The organism is Devosia sp. P3_B2 (assembly GCF_056402875.1).
Genome location: NZ_JBFUGO010000023.1, coordinates 1 through 20,041 on the forward strand (window position 1 = coordinate 1; position 20,041 = coordinate 20,041).

A 20,041-nucleotide genomic window follows, 5' to 3' on the forward strand; every position below is an offset into this window, starting at 1 on the left:
TTTGATATCTGACTATGGTCGACGCTTGCACGTTTTGCGTTTGCACCTTGCGATGCAAATTGACGAGGACACACCATACACCAACGAACCGAAGTCCGCTTGAGTGGTATGTACCTCTTGAGAAAACGTACCGTCGAAGTCTATTTGCCCGATCTTTCGATCAGACCGCAAGAACCTCGCCGTCCACGTTTCTCTTTCTTCCAATCTTCACAATGTCAAAGAACTGACCCCGGGTACGTCTCTCGACGGCGGCGTCGGTGGAAGCCACGCTTCCGAATTCCTAGAGAACAGAAACCTATCTTCCGGTTGCCCGGCAGCAGCTCTGCCCTTTCAGTAAACGCTGAACAGTGGGAGCAGCTAGTGCTCGGCGTCGTCAGCGAGGCCGGGTTGTATTCGAGGCACCCTAGCCTGTCAACACCCTGTTTTCAGCTTTCGGAAGGCCCGAATTTTGAAAACCTGAAATCGCTAATTTCTTTGCAATTTCAGTGGCTTGCTTCAGTCTTTGGCGTCGTTTCCGGCGCCGCGGTCTTCAGCGATTGGCGGGTTATATGGGTGACCCCTTGGGGTGTCAACCGGCCAAGATGACGAATCTGACATTTTCGCCGGCACCGGGCCGGACCGCCATCCAACCCGTACACGTGGGTATATAGCACGCGCGCGCGGACACTGTCATCTGGGGTTCGCAATCAGCTTTGTTCAAGGGAACTTCGGGTGGGTCTTGGGCCTGTGGAAATCTCCGTGCGGCGCGAAATCGGCGCATGAACTGGTGCGAGATTCCTTTCGCCGATTGCCGAGATGGCCTCGCGATCGCCCGTGCCAGCTGGTGACTCGCTGCCGCTCTCCCTGCCCTATCAGGTCCGAGGCCTAGTTTTGCCGCATTGTCCTCCCACCAAGAGCCGTGGCCAGTGAGTTGACTCGCGCGTGAGTGCGCGGCACTGCTTCTGGCCAAGGGGCGTAGGGCTTCGGCATCAGGCAGCAGGCGAACAGGGTTGAACCCAGCACAGCGTAATCGCACCGCCGCGCTTCTCAAGGCCAGTGGCTTCGAGGACGGTCCGGCACTGACCGTGCAATCCACCGATGGTGAGATTCCGCATGGCCGCGAACTGAGCTTCGCCTGGCTCACCGGTACGGTGATGACCGGCCTCACCTCGGTGCTGCTGATGGGCGCCGCGCTCTATGTGTCGTTCGAGGGCCAGGACACGTTCTCCACCGCCTACGAGGCGCTGCAGCTCATCACCAAGCCGGCCGAGGCTCCCGCCGATTCACAGGTCAAGGGCGATCGCATTCGCCCGGTAGCCAAGACCCAGTCGGAGCTCGAGATCGTCGAGGCCTCGATCCGCGAGACCGTCGATGGCCGCGCCCTGATCCGCAAGCAACCTTTCGTTCGCGTCCGCGCCACGCTCGCCACCGCCGCGACCGCGCTCTCGGGCGATATTCCCGACTACGACCCCGTGGCGATGATCGATGCCAGCCAACCGGTGGTGAGCGACGACGACGATGTCGCCAACCCCGAGATCTACGGCGCCGAGGTGGAAGGCGAGGTCCAGATCAAGACCGCCGCCCTGCCCGCGACCTTCGTTCCCGCTCCAGCCATCAGCGACAAGAGCGCTTCCGACTTCGTACGCCTGACGGTGGAGAATCTGTTTGCCGAAGGCGGCGGCGAGGGTGAAGTGGCGCTGGCCTATGCCGCCCCCGACACCGGCGTCCGCGATCTCGGTGTCGTCACCGACGGCGGACTCTCGGGCGTCGCGGAAAATGTCAGCATCCTGCCCAAGACCAAGCTGGCGGAGGAAGCCGGGTTGGGCCGGTCCGAGCGCGTCGTCACGGTGCGTGAGGCGGGCTCGCTGAAGGACCCGCTGCTGAAGAACGGTTTCGACCCCCAGACCTACGAGATGATTTCGGCGACGCTGAAGAACGTGCTGCAATCGACCAACGTGCCGGGTGGCGCGCGCCTGCGTATCCTGATGGGCCCGTCGCGCAACTCGCAGACGCTGATTCCGCATCGCCTCAGCATCTACTTCCCCGATCCCAAATCCGGCGAGATCAAGCACGCGGCCACCGCTGCGCTGACCGATCGCGGCAGCTATGTGCTCGGCCTCGAGCCCCCCAAGATCGAATTCCCGGACGAAGACACCGAGGAAATCAACGTCAACAACCTGCCATCCGTTTATCGCTCGATCTGGGAAACGGCGCGCAAGCACGACATCGACGACGCCATCACCTCGCGCATCGTCGCGATGTTCGCTTACGACATCGACCTAACCAAGCGCATCAGCGCCGGCGACTCGATCGAAATTCTCGAAACCGAGAAGGACGCGACCGGACACCAGGAACTGCTTTATGTGGGGCTGAAGCTCGGCACCACGACGCGCGAGCTGTTCCGCTTCCGCACCAATGACGGCACCGTCGATTTCTACGATCCGGACGGCGAGACCGGGAAGCGCTTCCTCACCCGGCGGCCGCTGCAGGGTGGCGGGCGTCTCGCCAGCCGCTTCGGCAACCGCGTCCATCCGATCTTCAAGTCGCGCCGCATGCATACCGGCGTCGACCTCGCCTCGAAGACCGGTACGCCGATCTATGCCTCGGGCGACGGGGTGGTCGAGAAGGCGCAGTGGGTTTCGGGCTATGGCAAGTATGTCGAGCTCAAGCACGTCAACGGCTTCGAGACCGGCTACGGCCACATGAGCCGCATCGCCGACGGCATGAAGCCGGGTGCCAAGGTGCGGCAGGGCCAGATCATCGGCTATGTCGGCTCGACCGGTAATTCCACCGGCCCGCACCTGCACTTCGAGATCAAGGTCAACGGCCGCTTCGTCGATCCGCTGAGCGTCAAGCTGCCGCGCGACAAGTCGCTGGCCGCCCAGTACGAGGGCAATTTCGAGCAGACCATCGCCCAGATCCGCGACCTGATGAAGCGCGACGCCGCGCCGATGACGGTGGCCTCGCTGAACTAGGCCTGGCGGCCCCCGGTCCTCTCCACATCCCCGGCGTCATTCACGCGAAAGCGGAGACTCCGTTTTTCGCGCCCGAGGCGCCATCGCGGCGGGAATGCCCCGGTGGCTGGGAGGCCTCACGCGCCTGCTCGTCGCCTATCCGGCCTTCTTCTTCAGTTTGTTCTCCTGGGTAAACCAGGCGATGACCGCCGACAGCAGTGCCAGCGCGGCATTGCCGTAGGCGACGGCGCCGAAGGCGGCGTTGTTGGCGACCTGACGCGCCGTTTCTGCATCGGCGGCAAGTGGTGCGTCGGGCTGCATGCCGAAGAACACCGGCAATTCTGCAAAGCCCCCCAGCGAGCGCTCGAACACGAAGGCCGCAACCCCGCCCATCAGCGCCACGGCGAGGAGACCGGCGACGCGCGCCACCGCGTTGTTGACCCCCGACGCAAGGCCGGTATCTCGATCCTCGACCGAGGTCATCACGGCGGTAGAGAGCGGCGACACCACCGCACTCATGCCGATGCCCAGCAGGATGGTCTGCGGCAGCACCGCGATCCAGATGTTCTGCAGCGGCGCAAGGAGACCCAGGAGCGCAAAGGAAAGCGCCACGATGGCAGCGCCGCCGGCAATCATCGGTCCCGGCCCCACCTTGTCGGCAAGCCGGCCGGCGTAAGGTGACAAGAGGGTGAGCGCGATGCCGAGCGGCAGGAAGACGATCGACACCTCGGCTGCCGTGACACCCCAGCCGCCGATCAATGTCATCGGCAGGAAGAAGCTGATGGCGGCGAGCGCAAAGTAGAGCGCGAAGGTCAGCCCCTGCGCTCCGGAAAAGGCGGCGTTCCTGAAATGGTGCAGCGGCAGCATCGGCGCACTGCTGCGCGCCTCCCATACAATGAAACCGACCAGTGCGACGATGCCGATGCCGCAATAGATGAGGATGTGGCTGAGCATCGGCGCGTTGCCACCCGTCCCGGTGAGGCCCAAAGCGATGAGCAACAGCGCCACCGTGATCAGCGCGCCACCGACCAGGTCGAGCCGCCTGCCCTCTTCCGGCTGATCGGCTGGAACCTTGAGGAACAGCAACGCCAGCGCGATACCACCGAGCGGCAGGTTGATGGCGAACACCAGCCGCCAACTCCAGTCGCCCATCGTGGTGAGCACGAACCCGCCGATCACCGGCCCGAGGATCGTGGTGAGCGACGAGAACGCCGACCAGAGGCCGATCGCCTTGCCGCGCTCCTCCCGCGGATAGGCCTTGGCGATGATCGCGAGGCTGCCCGGCACCATCAGCGCCGCGCCGAGCCCCTGCACCGCGCGAGCGATAATGAGGAAGGTCGGGTTCGGCGCCACCGCACAGACCAGCGACGCGACGACGAACAGCACAATGCCGATCGCGAAGACGTTCCTGAGCCCGAAGCGGTCGCCCGCCGCGCCGCCAATCAGCAGCAGCGAGGCGAGGAACAGCATATAGGCGTTCGACACCCACTGCGCGTCGGCCAGCGTCGCACCGAGATCCGCCCGGATGGCCGGGGTGGCGATCGACAGCACCGAGCCGTCGATGAATCCCATCGAAGAGGCGAGGATGGCCGCGACGAGCACATAGATACGATTCTCGGCCGGACAGAAGGTGGCCGGCGCGGCACTTGATTTGACGTCGTTCATCCCCGGCTCCCTCTGGCTGGCCGGGAGCCTACGCCTTCTCGATCCATACGGCGAGTTCGTTGCCGCCCGGTTCGCGGAAGTGGAACCGCCGACCGCCCGGGAAATCGAAGGCCGGCTTGGTGATCTCGCCCCCCGCCGCCAGCACTTCGCGCTCGGCCAGTTCGAGATCCTCGGTGCGGATCACGGCCAGTGGCTTTTCGGTCCGCCCCTCACCTGAGTCGATGCCGGCATCGATCCCCGCATCGTTGATCGCCTCGTAGGACGGCCCATAGCTGGTAAACGCCCAGCCGAAGGCTTCGGCAAAGAAGCGATGGCTGTTCTGCACGCTGGTAGAGGGGAACTCGAGGTAGTCGATCTGGTACCGCTGCATCATCTTCGACACTCCTGTTCTCTTTTTGTTCCTATCGCACCCCGAACCTGCTGGCAATCGACCCGCGGTCAAACTTATCGGCTGGCGGGTGGTTGACGGGCCAGCATTTCGAGCAGCAGCGGGTATACCAATTCGGTCCTGGCCCCCGGCATGCGGGGGTCGATCAGGTCGTGCGGCAGCCGGTCGGAGCGCGGCAGCACCTCGACGTCCACCGTGCTGCCCCTGCTCCGCCACGCCGCGATCAGCTGGCGCGCCAGCTCGTTGTTCACTGCGAAATCGGCGTCGTTCAGCAGCATGCCGAGCCCGGCTGCACGCGGCGGATCGGCCCGCGCTCCGTCGCCGATGACCTCGCCAAGCCGCATGAACTGCGCCAGCGCGTGAGTCGGGATGCGCGGATAGGAGTGCTCCATGCCCGGCGATCCCTCGGGCTCGAGCGGGTTCCACAACAGCATCGTGTTGGGCATCATGAGCAGCAGGTTGGCAGCGGCGCGATTGGCCCAGGGCGGCACGAAATGCGGGCCGAGGAAAGGCGACACCGCCACTGTGTGCGCCACATCGGCCCGGTATTGCGCCGCCCAGGCAGTCATCGCCCCGCCCGCCGACATGCCGATGACCGTCACCTCGTCGCCGAGCCCATGCACCAGGTCGATGGCCTGGTCGGTGCTCGCCACCATGGTCTCGGCGTCGAGATCGACCAGCGCCAGCGTCATCTGGTCGGCCTCGCCATGGCCCGGCCAGCGCGGCAGGTAGACATTGTAGCCAAGCGCGAACAGCTGCTGCGCCAGTTCCTCCGCCTGCAGCGGGCAGTTAGTGAGACCATGCAGGTAGAGCACCACGCGGGCGACTTTCGCGCCGTGGCTGAGGAGGCGGGAACGGCAGCCTGGGTGCAACGGCAGTGCTGCCTCGTCGGCCTCGATAGCGGCGAACGCGGCAACTGCCGCCTCGTAGGTAACGACCGGCGCGGTGGGCGGACGATTCTCGGCGAGACTTTCGGCATCAAGTGGCAACTGGGAGAGCCAGATGAAGCCGGCGGTCAGCGCCAGGACGACCATCGTCAAAACAGCCGCGCCGAGCTTGGCCAGCCACGGTATCGGCCGCGGCGCCGTTTGTGGATAGACCGGCCGCAGCAGCAGCGCGGTCAGCACTCCTGCTCCCGCCATGATCAGGGCCGCGGCAAAGCCGGTGGTCAACAGGGTAAGTATGGCGAGTTCCAGCACGCCGAAGCCACGCTCGGCGAGAGCCACCGGCTCAACTGGCTTGCTCTGCAGATCGGCGAGGCCCAGCACGATCGGGTAGGAGAACAACCCCACCAGCATGCCGGCAAAGGCGCCGCGCGCCAGCGACAGCCGCCGTGGCCAGCCGATGACCAGCCACCACGCCAGATAGCCGGTGAGAAACGTGCCGGCAAATGTGCTGATCCAGCCGCCCGGTGACATCTCCACCCCGAGCGGCCCGCCCACGTCGAAGCCGATAACCGGCGCGGCAACTACAGCCGCGAGACCGAAGATGGCGGCGGCAACCAGCGTCCACCACCATTGTCCGGCAACCTGCCGGTTCGTCACTTGGTCACGGCCTTGTCTGGATGAACCGCCGCGAGGCGCTCGGCAACCACCAGCTTCAGCTTCTCGATCGCCGCGTCGTCCCAGCCGGGCGGCTCAACCAGCGCACGCCACGCATCGATATAGTCGGAACCCGAGTAGTTGTGGCCGTAGCCGGGGGGCACGTCGAGTGCCAGCGCCATGTCCATGCCCAGCTGCAGGAAGGTGACCAACGGGTACCAGTTGAGAATCGGCGAGACGTCATGCGCCCGCTCGCCTTTCAGCCAGTCCGGCGTCCGGTGCAGCGCGTCGAAGCTAAAGAATACGATCGGATCGCTGGCATGCTGCAGGAAGGCGATGCGCATCGGCCCCCAGGGGATGCCGGGGACTTCGAGCCCGCCGCCCTGATTGCTGAAGCGGATGGTGGTCTCGTTGCCGAAGCGCGGCAGCCACTCGCGCGAGCCCGGCTGGCGATTGTTGGTGGCCCAGCGCCAGATACCACTGGTGTAGGGCGGCCCTACCCACAGCGCGCCTTGGAACGGATCCTGCAGCACGTCGAAGAAATGCGTCGAGGCCTGCGACGCATGTGCGCCGAGGCTCAGGCCGTTGAGGTAAAGCCGCGGCCGCCGATCATGCGGCAGCGTCGTCCAGTACGCATAGACGACATTGAACAGGGCTTGCGCGGCGTCGCTCCCGTAATCCGGCTCGACAATGAGCGATAGTGGGCTGAGCAGATAGGAATATTGGAGCGACACCGACGCGACGTCGCCGGCCATCAGGTATTCGAGCGTATCCACGCCGGCCGGATCGACCCAGCCGGTGCCGACCGGCGTGATCACCACCAGCACCGTGCGATCGAACGCCCCGACCCGCTTCATCTCGGCCAATGCCAGCGCCGCCCGCTCCTCGATGCTGTCGGCGGAGCGCAGCCCGACCGACACACGGAGCGGCTCCAGCGCCGGCCGCCCGATGACCATCTCGATATCGGCCCTGGTCGGGCCGGAAGCGACATAGATGCGACCGTCGCGCCCGATGGTGCTCCAGTCGATCAGTGACTGCGCACTGCCCGATTGCAGCGGACCGGCCGGCGGCGTGCCGAACTGGCCGGCAATACTATCGAGCCGGAGGAAGAACTCATCGGCGGCGCGCAGCGCCCCGCGCAGCAGCAACCCGTTGAACAGAGTGGTGACGACGATACCGACCACCACCAGACTGCCCACCATCGCCACCCGGCGCGGCACGTAGCGCACCAGCCGTTGCGACACGAAGCTGACGCCGTAGACCAGCAGCCTGCCGATGACGATCAGGATGGCGGCCGGGACGAGGGCGATCAGCAGCACCCAGAGCGGGTGCCCGCTCTCGACCGGCGACATCCCCATCACCGCACGGACGGAGTTCTGCCAGCCGGTGGTCTGGTAAAGGCAGACGGCCATCAGGATGATGCAGCCGATCGCCACGACCAGCTTGAGCCAGGCGGTGTATTTCGAGTCCGGCAGCTTCAGCCCCATGTAGTCCCACAGCCACTCGAGGAACACCCCGATGCCGTAGCCGATGGCGAAGGCGCATCCGGAGAGCACTCCTTGGACCAGCGCGCCGCGGGGCAGCAGCGAGGGGGTCAAGGCCAGCGAGAACAGGATGGACCCAACCACCAGGCCCATCTCGGAGAACAGGCCGATCAGCCGCAGGAGCCATCTGGGGAGCTGCACATCATCCTCCGGAGCTGGTCGCTCGGATCTCTGGACGCACTAGACTTGCAGCGTTGCTGCCGACAACCGATCAATATTGGCCGCGCAATTTTACCGTCATTGCGCTGGCGATTACAGCACCGGCGTGCATACCAAATTGCCGAGATATTCCCTGCAATCGGATGCTAGACTCTACTGCAAGATATTGCGGCGCAGGGTCGTTCCCGAGATGTCAGAGATCGAAATGAGCGACCAGCCGAACAACACGCCACCCCGCCGTGCCGCCCACCATTGGTGGACATTGATTGCCGGCATCGTCTTTGCGCTCGCCGCGCTCGTCGCCGTGCCGCTCACCGGCGTCCGCATTCTCGAGCTCGTCGACAATACCAAGGGCGAGGTCACCTGGACCACGCTGTTTGCGGGCGTGTTCCTAACCGGATGCTTCGGCTGGTGGCTGCTGCTGGCGCGCGGGCGCCGCTTCACCCTGATGCGCGGAGCCGCGGCCGGTGTGCTCGTCGCCTTCCTGTCCTACCCAGTGGTGCTGGTGCTGGCCGACATCTTCCAGCGCGGCTGGCGCGAGCCGCAGGACATGTTCAGCTACCAGAGCCGCACCGGCAACGTGCTCGTCCGAATCGTCGTCACGCTTGTAACGACGGGGTTCGCCGCGACGTTGACCTTCGCCGTGGTTGGCGTGGCCCTGGTCTGGGTGCTGCACCGCAGGTCGCCCGATGCGCGCCCCGAACGTCGCAGCTTCTGGCGCACCATCCCCCGACTGGCTGGCACGCTGGCGCTGCTCACCGTGCTGTTTCTCGTCGGCAGCTTCACCTTCCTGACGCTGATGCCGCTCAACACCGCTGGGCTGACCGGCGCGGCGCCCGCCGACGCACAGCCCGTCGCCTACGAGCAGTCCCTTGCCGGCTTCGACGCAGTCCGGCAACGCGAAGCGGCCCTGCCGCTCAACCCGCGCTGCCGGTCGCAGCTGCTGACGCATGGCGAGAAGGTGAAGCGCGTCGTGGTGTTCTTCCACGGGCTGACCAACTGCCCGGCACAGGCAGAGAAACTGGCGCCGCAGCTGTTCGCGCTCGGCTACAACGTCTACGTGCCCCGCATGCCGCAGCATGGAGATGCCGACCAGTTGAGTTTGGCGCTCGCCGACCTCACGGCCGAGCAGCTGGTCGCCGAGGCCAATGAGACCATGGCGATCGCCAAGGGCTTGGGCGACGAGGTGGTAATCACCGGGCTGTCGGCCGGCGGCATTCTCTCGTCCTGGATCGCGCAGTATCGCGCCGATGCCGACCAGTCGATTTCGATGGCGCCGTTCTTCGGCCCGCACGTCCTGCCCAAATGGGCCAACCGGGCGGCAACCAACCTGTTGCTGCTGTTGCCCAATATGATGGTGTGGTGGGACCCCAAGACCCGGCAGAACCCGCCGGGCATGACCTATGCCTATCCCCGCTTCGCTACTCACGGACTGGCGCAGGCGATGCGGCTGGGCGAATCGGTGATGGAGGCCGCGCACCACGAGGCACCGCTGGGATCCGGCATCGCCATGCTGCTGAACGAAGCCGACGACGCGGTCAGCAACCCGCTGGCGGAGGACCTTGTGGCGGACTGGCAAAAGCACGGGGCGACGGTGAATGTCGAAACGCTGCCGCTGACGCTGGGACTGGGACACGACCTGATCGACCCGCACCAGCCGACCGGCAATCCGGCGCTGGTCTATGGGCTGCTCATCGACATGATGAACGGCGTCGAGCCGGCCCTGCAGCAGCCATAGCCCCCCTGCGAATTCGCTGCCGATCCGGGAGCCGGACCCTGCTCCGCGCGTCGCGTCGCGGGGTCCGACTGAAGCTGAAGAGGTGCCAGCCAAATGCATCGGCAAAGAACTGACGACTGCTAACCTCGTCTATGCTTGGAAATTCAACATCATCGATCTCACGACCCCTACCAGCCGCGCTTTCGCTCGTTTTGTTCCATATTTGTTCTTGCATGGTTCCCGTTGGAACTGAAGTGAAAGCGCCCAGTCTGCTCCGTATGAAGCCGTACTAAAATTTGCGGCCTCTGCCAGTCCCGCCACAAGCTCAGCGTCCAGAATAAGAAGGGGCCGACCCTTTGGCCGGCCCCAGACTCTTAAGCCGCGGCGTCGATGCCGGGCTGTTCGACACCCGCGGCCCTGAGGAACAGGCCGCTGTCGCCACCATCGACCACGACGGTCTGCCCGTCGCCGACCCGGCCGGCGAGGATCTCCTCGGCGAGACGATCCTGTACCTCGCGCTGGATCACCCGCTTCAGCGGCCGCGCCCCGTAAGCGGGATCGTACCCCTCGTTGGCGAGCCACTCGCGCGCCGCGGGAGTGAGCTCGAGCGAGATGTCGCGCTCCTTCAGCAGCCCGCGCAGGCGGCCGAGCTGGATGTCGACGATTGCACCCATATGGTCGCGCTGCAGCCGGTGGAAGACAATGATGTCGTCGATCCGGTTGAGGAACTCCGGCCGGAACGAGGCCTTCACCACGTCGAGCACCTTGCCGCGCACCAGTTCGACCGACTCGCCGTCCTTGAGGTTGACAAGATACTCGGAGCCGAGGTTCGAGGTCATGATGATCAGCGTGTTGCGGAAATCCACCGTCCGCCCTTGCCCGTCCGTCAGCCGCCCATCGTCGAGCACCTGGAGGAGGACATTGAACACGTCCGGATGTGCCTTCTCGATCTCGTCGAACAAGACGACCTGATACGGCCGACGCCGCACCGCCTCGGTCAGCACCCCGCCCTCGTCGTAACCGACATAGCCCGGAGGGGCGCCGATCAGGCGGGCGACCGAGTGCTTTTCCATGAACTCCGACATATCGAGCCGCACCAGCGCATGCTCGTCGTCGAACAGGAACTGCGCGAGGCTCTTGGTGAGCTCGGTCTTGCCGACGCCGGTTGGCCCGAGGAACATGAACGAGCCGATCGGCCGGTTCGGATCCTGCAGCCCGGCGCGGGCGCGACGCACGGCTTTCGCCACCGCTTCAACCGCTTCGGCCTGGCCGATGACCCGCTTGCCGAGTTCGGTTTCCATGGCCAGCAGCTTCTCGCGCTCGCCTTCGAGCATGCGATCGACCGGAATGCCGGTCCAGCGGCTGACGACGCCAGCGATATGGCTCGGCGTCACCACTTCCTCGACCATCGGATTGTCCGGCTTGCCGTCGCCATTTGGGTCGTCGGCCAGCTTGATCTTCTTCTCGAGATCCGGAATCACGCCATAGGCCAGCTCGCCGGCACGCGCGAGGTTCCCCTGCCGCTGTGCCAGTTCGAGATCGGTGCGAGCCTTGTCGAGCTCTTCCTTGAGCTTCTGAGACCCCTGCATGCGCAGCTTCTCATTCTGCCAGCGGGTGGTCAGCGCATTGGCCTGCTCCTCGAGGTCGGCGAGTTCCTGCTCCAGGCGACCGAGCCGGGTCTTCGAGCCGTCATCGGTTTCCTTCTTCAGCGCCTCGCGCTCGATCTTCAGCTGCATGATGCGGCGGTCGAGCTCGTCGAGCTCCTCCGGCTTCGATTCGGCCGCCATGCGCAGCCGCGCCGCCGCCTCGTCGATCAGGTCGATTGCCTTGTCGGGCAGGAACCGATCCGCGATGTAGCGCTTCGACAGCGTCGAGGCGGCAACGATGGCCGAATCGGAGATGCGGATGCCGTGATGCAGCTCGTACTTTTCCTTGAGTCCGCGGAGGATCGAGATCGTGTCCTCGACCGTCGGCTCATCGACGAACACCGGCTGGAAGCGACGGGCCAGGGCCGCGTCCTTCTCGACATGCTTCCGGTACTCATCCAGCGTCGTCGCGCCGACGCAGTGGAGTTCACCGCGGGCGAGCGCCGGCTTCAGCAGGTTCGACGCGTCCATCGCGCCATCGGTCTTGCCGGCGCCGACGAGCGTGTGCATCTCGTCGATGAACAGTATGATCTGCCCATCGGCCGAGGAAATCTCGTTGAGCACGGCCTTCAGCCGCTCCTCGAACTCGCCGCGATACTTTGCGCCGGCGATCAGCGCGCCCATGTCGAGCGACAGCAGCGACTTGTTCTTGAGGCTCTCCGGCACGTCGCCATTGACGATGCGGATGGCGAGGCCCTCGACGATAGCGGTCTTGCCGACGCCGGGTTCGCCAATCAGCACCGGGTTGTTCTTGGTGCGGCGGCTCAGCACCTGAACGGTGCGGCGAATCTCTTCGTCGCGGCCGATCACCGGATCGATCTTGCCCTCGCGGGCCGCCTCGGTGAGGTCGCGGGCGTATTTCTTCAGCGCGTCATAGCTGTTCTCGGCCGAAGCGGAATCGGCGGTGCGACCCTTGCGGATCTCGTTGATTGCCTCATTCAGCCCCTGCGGGGTCACACCGGCCGAAGCCAGGATCTTGCCCGCGTCGATATCCCTTTCCACCGCCAGCGCCAGCAGCAGCCGCTCGACCGTGACGAACGAGTCGCCGGACTTCTGCGCTGCCTTTTCGGCAGTATCGAAGACCCGCGCCAGTTCGCGGCTGAGATAAAGCTGCCCGGCATCGCCGGAAACCTTGGGGATGCGGGCAATCGCCGCCTCGGTTTCGGCCCGCGCAATCTTGGCATCGCCGCCGGCCTTGGTGATGAGTCCGGCCGACATGCCCTCGTCGTCGTCCAGCAGCACCTTTAGGAGGTGCAGCGGTGCGAACTGCTGATGGCCATTGCTGAGCGCCAGCTGCTGCGCATTCTGGATGAAGCCGCGCGCGCGCTCGGTGTATTTCTCGATATTCATTCAACTCTCCTCGTCTGGCACGTCGGACCCGCCCTGAGTGAGGCACGCATCCAACGCCTGAAGCGTTGATTTGGCTCAAACGAAATCGCAGTTGGAATCGACCAAGCCAGATCAGGACCGGATGCCCGCTCGGCGGCGCTTCCCGGTCTCGACGGAGATATAGGGAGCGCCGGACAAAACAAAAGGCCGGGAGCGATCCCGGCCTTCATGGTTTTTTCCAAGGCGTCTCGGCTTACTCAGCCGGCGTGTTGCCGGCCGTCAGGAAAGCCGGCAGCTCGCCGACGTCGGGCTGCGGTGCACCAGCGGGATCGGCCCCGCCTTCGCCACCCTGCCCGCGCGACCGGCGGCGCGGCCGGCGATCGCGACGACGTGGTTCGCCTTCGGCCTGCGGCGCATCGCCCTCGGCCTGCGGCGCAGCCGCGGCAGTCTCGACGACAGCCATCACCACCGGCTCGCTGCCGGGGATCGGCTGCTGCTGCGGCTGCTGGTCGTGCTGCTGTTGCGGCTGCTGGTTGAACTGGCGCGGTTCCGGCGACGCAAACCGATCGTTCATCGGCTCGAAATCGTCGTCGTAATCGTCCTCGTTGGTCGGCTGGCCGAACTGGTCGCGCTGCTGACCCTGCTGCGGCTGAGCAGCACTTAGAATGCGGAAGTAGTGCTCCGCATGCTGAAGGTAATTCTCGGCCATCACGCTGTCGCCGGAGGACTGCGCGTCGCGAGCGAGCTGCAGGTACTTCTCGGCGATGTGCGAGGCGTTGCCGCGCACCTTCACGTCGGGGCCATTGCTCTCGTAGTTGCGGCTCAACGGGTTGCCGTGCTTGCGGCCACCATTGTTGTTCCGGCCACGGGAGCGGTTCTTGTTGTTGTTCTGCTGATTGTTAGGTCTCATCGTCTCTTTTCAAGCCTTGGAAAAGAATACTGAAGGCAACATTGGGGACATCAGCACCGGGGGCCACAGGCGCCAATCGGGCGCGGGCGGTCTCGTTCCAGCGGTGCCTGAGCTATCGCGTGTTGAACCACTTGTTGCTCATCAAGGCGCCTCGGTTCCTCGTCCGAGAATCGAACACTGCTAAATGCAGCTTCGCCGATGAGCGGGTGGCCGTCACCTTGGCGCGATCTGCTCGCACCGTTGACAGCACCGGGAACCTATCTGGTTCGCCCCGGCTTTCCAAGCACAAAATATGGGCGCTCCTCGCGGATACTCAAGAGCCAAGGTTTAGCCTGGCAACAATCATGCGGTCATGGCCTGAAAGATCGCGCGCTACTTCGACCTCGGCAAAGCCGGCGCCAACGAAGATATCGCTCACCGCCACGCCCTGGCTGGAGCCGATTTCGAGCAGCAGCACGCCCTCGGGTGCGAGGAACAATCCGGCCTCGGCGGCGATCGCCCGGTAAGCGGCAAGTCCATCGGGACCGCCGTCGAGCGCCAGCCGCGGATCGTGCTCGCGTACCTCTGGCATCAGGCCGGCAATCTCCGCGGTCTCGATATAGGGCGGGTTCGAGGTGATGAGGTCGAACCGCTCGCCCGGCTCCAGCGGATCGAACCACGAGCCTTTGAGCGTCGTCAGCCGGCTGCCGACGCCGTGCCGGTTGGCATTGAAGCGGGCCATCTCCAGCGCCTCGGCGGAGAGGTCCACCGCGACACCGATGACGTCGGAGTACTCGGTCAGCAGCGAAATCGGGATGCACCCGGTACCGGTGCCGAGATCGAGGATCCGGGGCTTGTCGAGGGCACCGATGACTTCCAGCCCGCGCTCAACCAGGAGTTCGGTCTCCGGCCGCGGGACCAGCGTTGCCGCGTTGAGCTTGAAGCTCAGGCCCCAGAATTCCTTCTCGCCGAGGATTCGCACCACCGGCTCACCCTTGAGGCGCCGCGCGGCAAAGGCTTCGAGCGCCTTCAGCTGCTTTTCCGGCACCTCTTCGCGCTCGCGATTGACCAGCTCCAGCCGGTCCATGTCGAAGGCCGCTTCAGCGAATAGCCGGGCGTCGAGTTCCGCCGTGTCGATGCCGGCCCGCCGGAACAGGTCGCGTACCCCTCGCCATGCTGCCCCTACGCTGAGTGTCAGGAAATCCCCTCCATGGCGGCGAGCTGCGCCGCCTGGTGTTCGGTGATGAGGGCCGAGATCAGCTCCTCCAGGGCATCGCCCGCAATCACCTTGTCGAGCTTGTAGAGCGTCAGATTGATCCGGTGATCGGTTACTCGTCCCTGAGGAAAGTTATACGTGCGAATGCGTTCCGACCGGTCGCCTGAGCCTACCTGCTCCTTGCGGGCTTCGGAGCGGGCACTATCCCGGGCGTTGCGCTGCTCTTCATAGAGCCGTGCCTGCAACACCTTCATGGCAGTGGCGCGGTTCTGGTGCTGGCTCTTCTGCGAAGCGGTGACGACGATGCCCGACGGCAGGTGGGTGATACGCACTGCCGAGTCGGTGGTGTTGACGTGCTGGCCGCCAGCGCCCGACGACCGCATGGTGTCGATGCGGATGTCCTCGGCCTTGATGTCGATGTCGATCTCTTCGACCTCGGGCAGCACGGCGACGGTGGCGGCGGAGGTGTGGATGCGGCCCTGCGTTTCGGTCGCCGGCACGCGCTGCACCCGGTGCACGCCCGATTCGTACTTGAGCTTGGCGTAAGCGCCCTTGCCGGTGATGTTGGCGACCACTTCCTTGTAGCCGCCGACCTCGCCCGGGCTCTCTTCCATCAGGGTGAACTTCCAGCCCTGGAGGTCCGCATAACGCTGGTACATCCGCAGCAGGTCGCCGGCGAACAGCGCGGCTTCGTCGCCGCCGGTGCCGCCCCGCACTTCGAGGATCACGCTTTTCTCGTCGGCCGCGTCCTTGGGCAGCAACAGAATGCGAATCTCGGCCACCGATTGCTCGATCTTCGGCTTCAGTTCGCTGATCTCGGCGGCGGCCATCTCGGCCATTTCCTTGTCGCCGGAGCCGGCGAGCTCCTCAGCCGACTCGAGATCGGCGAGCAGCTTCTGGTACGCCTGAATCGGCCGCACCATCGGCTCGAGCTCGGCATATTCCTTGCTCAGCTTCACGAACTGCTCGGCAGCCGGGCCGGAGGCCAGCGCCGCTTCGATCGAATCGAATCGCTTGGTGAGGGCGTCGAGTTTGTCCTGCGGAAGAGAGGCCATTGATACCTAGATCACCAGGCCCTGCCGCCCCGCCCAATCGAGCAGCAGCTCGCGGATACTAGGGCCATGCGCGCCTTCGAGGAGGGCGGCGGAGACCGAATTGCGGATGGGGGTGAGTTCGGTGCCGAGGATCATTTCCTTGATCGGACCGATGGAAGGCGGGCTCATCGACAGCTTGGTCATGCCGATCGACAGCAGTGCCAGCGACTCGATGGTCTTGCCGGCGAGCTCGCCGCACATGGTCAGCGGCACGTTGTAGCGCTTGGCCATGTCGACGATGTGCTTGAGGGCGCGCAGCCGCGGCAGCGCGATCGGGTCATACGACTTGGCGACGCGCTTGTTGCCGCGATCGGCCGCGGTTAGGAACATCACCAGGTCGTTCGAGCCGATCGAGACGAAATCCGCCTCTGGCAGCACTTGGTCGAGTTCCCACAATAGCGAGGGCACCTCGATCATCGCGCCGAGTTCGAGCTTCGAAGGCACCGGCTGGCCGGCATGCTTCATGCGCTCGACTTCCTTGTTGACCACCAAGCGGGTCTGCCGGAACTCCCAGGCATCGGTGACCATCGGGACGAGGATCTTCATCGGCCCGCCGTTGGCCGCCTGCAACAGCGCGCGGATCTGGATGCGCAGCAGCCCCTGCCGGTCGAGTGCCAGGCGCAGCGAGCGGAAGCCCATGGCCGGGTTCTCTTCGGCCTCGTAGCGGAGGTACGGGATCACCTTGTCGCCGCCGATATCGAGCAGGCGGAAGACGATCGGCTTGCCTTCGGTGAGCCGGATCGCCTCAGAATAGAGCTCGACCTGTTCCTTCAACCGCGGCAGGCGCGAGGCGATCATGAACTGCAGCTCGGTGCGGAACAGCCCGACGCCCGACGCGCCGGTGTCCTGCAGCATCGGCAGGTCGGCGACGATGCCCGAATTGTGCAGCAGCGTGATCTCGTGGCCGTCGCGGGTGACGGCCGGCTTGTCCTTCAGTTCCAGGTAGTGGGCGCGCCGCTTGGCGCCGAGCCGCACCTTATCGACATAGACCTGGATCATGTCCGGGGTCGGCCGCAGGTAGACCGTGCCGGCGGGACCATCGACGATGATATCGTCGCCCGATTCCGACATCGAGACGATGTTCTCGGCCTGTCCGACCGCAACGAGGCCGAGCGACTTGGCGACGATGGCGACGTGCGAGATCGCCGCGCCTTCTTCCAGCACCACGGCGCGCAGCCGCGTGCGGTCGTATTCCAGCAGGTCCGCCGGGCCCATGTTGCGGGCGACGAGGATGGCGTTGTCGGGCAGGTCCTTCTTGCCCATGCCGCCGCCATTGCCGGTCAGCACTCGCAGCAGCCGGTTGGCGAGGTCGTCGAGGTCGTGCAGGCGATCCTTGATGTAGGGATCGGTCGATCGCATCATCCTCGCGCGGGTATCGTTCTGCACCCGCTCGACCGCCGCCTCGGCGGTGAGGCCGTTGTCGATTGCCTCGGTCAGCCGGTCGACCCAGCCGCGATCGTTGGCGAACATCCGGTAGCTCTCGAGGATCTCGCGATGATCCGAGAACGACTGCATGTCGCCGTGGCTCAGCATCTGGTCGATCGAGAGGCGCATCCGGTCGAGCGCCTCGCGCAGCCGCCCCAGTTCGACCTCGGTGTCCTCGGCGACGAAATTGGTGACGACGACGCGCGGATCGTGCAGGACCACCTTGCCGAGCGCCACGCCGTCGGTGAACCCTGTGCCGTCGAAATGGCGGGGGCGGCGGAGGTCGATGTCCTGGCCCGGCTTGATCAGCGCATCGAAATCGGCGGTCGACATCATCTCGGCGAGCAATGTCGCCGTGGTCAGCATCGCCTCGATCTCGTCTTCGCCGTAGCTGTGCGAATTGCGGTTCTGCACCACCAGCACGCCAAGCGTCTGGCCGGCGCGCAGCACCGGCACGCCGAGGAAGGCCTGGAACGGATCTTCCCCGGTTTCCGGGCGATAGGCGAAGGCCGGATGGGCCGGCGCATTATCGAGGCTAAGCGGTTCGGCCTGCGCCGCGATCAGGCCAACCAGGCCTTCGCCGAGCCGCAGCGTCGTCATGTGCACGGCGCTCGCCTCGAGGCCGCGGGTAGCGAACAGCTCGAGCGCGCCGTCATCGCGCAGCACGTAGAACGAACAGACGTCCGCGTGCATGTTGTCGGCAATGAGATTGACGATCTTGTCGAGCCGAGCCTGCGAAGCCAGCGGCTCCGCCATGGTTTCGCGCAGCTGCTTCAAAAGCACGCGCGGCCCGCTGATCGCTGTGGCCATGATTCCCGCCTGGCGGCCCCGGCGCCGCCCTATCGCCTGGGCGCCGCGACCGGGGTCAAAGCGTCTCAGGCGTCCTGCTTGTCCAACCCGTAATACGTATGCAGCGCCCGGACCGCAAGCTCAGCATATTCGTCATCGATCAGCACCGAGGTCTTGATTTCCGAGGTGGTGATCAGCTGGATGTTGATCGACTTGTCGGCCAGCGCCTTGAACATCGAGGCCGCAACGCCCGCATGATTGCGCATGCCGACGCCCACCACCGACACCTTGGCCCCGCCCTTGGCGGTGTTGAGCACGCGGTATTCGAACCGCCCGGCCTCGCCCGCGGCCTTCAGCGCCTTCACCGCCTTGTCGTGCTCGGCATCGGGCACGGTGAAGGTGATGTCGGTGGTCGAACCATCTTCGGAGACGTTCTGCACGATCATGTCGACAACGATCGATTCATCCGACAGCGCCCCGAAGATCGCCGCGGCGACGCCCGGCCGGTCCTTGACGTCGCGCAGCGTGATCTTGGATTCGGCCCGTGCCAGGGTGACGCCCGAAACGATCTGCTTTTCCATGATCTCTTCCTCATCGCATACGATTGTGCCGGGGACCCCCGGCGTGCCGTCCGGCGCGATCTGCGGCGCATTCGGATCGTCGAAAGTGGAACGCACGGTGAGGCGCACCTTATGCGCCATCGCCATCTCGACCGAGCGGATCATCAGCACCTTGGCGCCGAGCGAGGCCATTTCCAGCATCTCTTCGAACGAGATCTTGGAGAGGCGGCGCGCCTTGGGAGTGATGCGCGGGTCGGTGGTGTAGACGCCGTCGACATCGGTGTAGATGTCGCAGCGATCGGCCTTCACCGCGGCAGCCACGGCCACCGCACTGGTATCGGAGCCGCCACGGCCGAGCGTTGTGACCCGGCCCGACGGGGCTACGCCCTGGAAGCCTGTGATCACAGGCACTACGCCATCGGCGAAGCGCTTTTCGAGTTCGGTCGGATCGATTTCCATGATCCGCGCCGCGCCATGCGCGTCGTCGGTCTTGATCGGCACCTGCCAGCCCTGGAACGAGCGCGACGGGATGCCCATCTCGCTCAGCACCACGGCCATCAGGCCCGCGGTGACCTGCTCGCCGGAGGCGACCACCGCGTCGTACTCGCGCGCATCATGCAGCTTCGATGCGTCATTGACCCAGCCGACCAGCTCGTTGGTCTTGCCCGACATGGCCGACACCACCACCGCGACTTCGTTGCCGGCGTCGACCTCACGCTTCACATGCAGCGCCGCCTGACGGATGCGCTCGACCGAGGCGACCGAGGTGCCGCCGAACTTGACTACGATACGGCCCAAGGCCCCTACCCCGATTTTGTGGCGGAACCCGCCGGTACGCTCAGAATTGCGCGGGGACATGCCACAAACAGGCGGGGTTATCAACAGGACGTGCGGATGCGCCCGACAGCCCGTGGGCTTCGGAGGTTTCAAAGAGCCGTTCCCGGTAGGGAACGAAGCGGGACCGGCGAGGCGTTTGCCCCGTAGCGGTAGTCCGCGAATGAATGAGGCTCACGCCTCGCCGGCCGGCCGGGGTTTTGGGCCTATGCCACCAGTGCCGGGGCGCATCCCCTGCCGCATCGCGGGAACGATGGCAGCTCGGTCGGCGGCCGGAATGCCAGCACCGCGTTTCCTTGCTCCCGCCCGGCT

General features: G+C 65.1%; 12 protein-coding genes. 2 read left to right on the forward strand and 10 right to left on the reverse strand.

What is annotated here, in order from left to right; genetic code table 11:
- The first annotated feature begins 989 nt into the window (after positions 1-989).
- Entirely contained in the window at positions 990-2,954 is a 1,965-nt protein-coding gene (locus tag AC1DV8_RS22645) for a M23 family metallopeptidase (RefSeq protein ID WP_477159016.1), read from the forward strand.
- Between the two features lie 135 nt (positions 2,955-3,089).
- On the opposite strand, the gene AC1DV8_RS22650 is transcribed toward AC1DV8_RS22645, so the two are convergent.
- The 4 genes from AC1DV8_RS22650 to AC1DV8_RS22665 form a co-directional block, all read right to left on the reverse strand.
- On the reverse strand, positions 3,090-4,598 hold the full coding sequence (locus AC1DV8_RS22650) for an MFS transporter (protein ID WP_477159017.1): 1,509 nt from the start codon (positions 4,596-4,598) through the stop codon (positions 3,090-3,092).
- A gap of 28 nt (positions 4,599-4,626) precedes the next feature.
- Entirely contained in the window at positions 4,627-4,971 is a 345-nt protein-coding gene (locus tag AC1DV8_RS22655) for a VOC family protein (protein WP_477152300.1), read from the reverse strand.
- Between the two features lie 71 nt (positions 4,972-5,042).
- Complete coding sequence (locus AC1DV8_RS22660; protein WP_477152301.1) at positions 5,043-6,530, reverse strand: alpha/beta hydrolase; 1,488 nt, start codon at positions 6,528-6,530, stop codon at positions 5,043-5,045.
- A complete protein-coding gene (locus AC1DV8_RS22665; protein ID WP_477152302.1) occupies positions 6,527-8,212 on the reverse strand; it encodes an alpha/beta hydrolase in 1,686 nt (561 codons plus the stop codon). The genes AC1DV8_RS22660 and AC1DV8_RS22665 overlap by 4 nt, the downstream gene beginning before the upstream one ends.
- 223 nt (positions 8,213-8,435) lie before the next feature.
- Here AC1DV8_RS22665 and AC1DV8_RS22670 point away from each other — a divergent pair, with 223 nt between their 5' ends.
- A complete protein-coding gene (locus AC1DV8_RS22670; protein WP_477159018.1) occupies positions 8,436-9,968 on the forward strand; it encodes an alpha/beta hydrolase in 1,533 nt (510 codons plus the stop codon).
- Between the two features lie 353 nt (positions 9,969-10,321).
- Here the strand turns inward: AC1DV8_RS22670 and clpB are convergent, their stop codons facing one another.
- The 6 genes from clpB to AC1DV8_RS22700 form a co-directional block, all read right to left on the reverse strand.
- Positions 10,322-12,943: an ATP-dependent chaperone ClpB gene (gene clpB / locus AC1DV8_RS22675; RefSeq protein WP_477159019.1), complete on the reverse strand. Its 2,622-nt coding sequence runs from the start codon at positions 12,941-12,943 to the stop codon at positions 10,322-10,324.
- A gap of 232 nt (positions 12,944-13,175) precedes the next feature.
- Positions 13,176-13,832, reverse strand: a complete 657-nt coding sequence (locus AC1DV8_RS22680; protein WP_477159020.1) for a DUF4167 domain-containing protein — start codon at positions 13,830-13,832, stop codon at positions 13,176-13,178.
- A gap of 313 nt (positions 13,833-14,145) precedes the next feature.
- Complete coding sequence (gene prmC / locus AC1DV8_RS22685) at positions 14,146-15,009, reverse strand: peptide chain release factor N(5)-glutamine methyltransferase (RefSeq protein ID WP_477159022.1); 864 nt, start codon at positions 15,007-15,009, stop codon at positions 14,146-14,148.
- Positions 15,006-16,082 carry a peptide chain release factor 1 gene (gene prfA, locus AC1DV8_RS22690; protein WP_477152306.1) on the reverse strand — a complete coding sequence of 359 codons (1,077 nt, stop codon included), beginning with the start codon at positions 16,080-16,082 and terminating at the stop codon, positions 15,006-15,008. Before prfA ends, prmC begins: the two co-directional genes overlap by 4 nt.
- 6 nt (positions 16,083-16,088) lie before the next feature.
- A complete protein-coding gene (gene ptsP / locus AC1DV8_RS22695; RefSeq protein ID WP_477159021.1) occupies positions 16,089-18,356 on the reverse strand; it encodes a phosphoenolpyruvate--protein phosphotransferase in 2,268 nt (755 codons plus the stop codon).
- Between the two features lie 65 nt (positions 18,357-18,421).
- On the reverse strand, positions 18,422-19,693 hold the full coding sequence (locus tag AC1DV8_RS22700) for an aspartate kinase (RefSeq protein ID WP_477152308.1): 1,272 nt from the start codon (positions 19,691-19,693) through the stop codon (positions 18,422-18,424).
- Between the last annotated feature and the right edge of the window lie 348 nt (positions 19,694-20,041).